This window comes from Zobellella denitrificans (assembly GCF_002237365.1).
Classification (GTDB): domain Bacteria; phylum Pseudomonadota; class Gammaproteobacteria; order Enterobacterales; family Aeromonadaceae; genus Oceanimonas; species Oceanimonas denitrificans.
On sequence record NZ_NMUO01000215.1, the window covers coordinates 1 to 513 of the forward strand.

Below are 513 nucleotides of genomic sequence, written 5' to 3' on the forward strand. Positions count from 1 at the left end.
GCCCTGGCCGTCGCTGCTGGAGCCCCTGCTGCTGTGGTGCTGCCTGGACCTGGGCCGGCTGGTCCGCGCCCTGCCCCGCTGCCTGCGGCAGGTGGAAGAGCAGAGGCCCCTGGCACGGCTGACCCTGGCGCCCCTGTGCCTGCGCCGGACGGATCCCCTCTCCCCCCTGGGGCTGCACAAGGCGGTGGCGGAGGTGGCCCTGCTGCGCCTGGCCGGGGATTTCGCCCTGCTGTGCTGGTACCTGGCCGGCGGCGTCTACGCCGCCCTGCTGTTCGCCCTGCTGCGCCTTTGTGTCCAGGCCTGGCCGGTGAAGCTGACGTCGTGGCGGGCCTTCGGCCTGGTTCCCTCCCTCCTGTACCGGGCCATGGCCTGGGTCGCGCGGCCGCACCGCAGCCCGTCACTCACACCACCCCCTGGCCCGCGTTGCGCCAGCCGCGCTTATCCACCCGACGGCACCGCGTGTACTTGCGGGCAGCACGGAACGCAGCGCGCGGCGGGAGGGAGAGGAGCCGG

Annotated in this window: 1 pseudogene; it reads left to right on the top strand. The window is 74.5% G+C overall.

The window, feature by feature from the left end:
• A pseudogene (locus CGX12_RS19430) lies at positions 1-513 on the top strand (cobalamin biosynthesis protein); the annotation flags it as partial.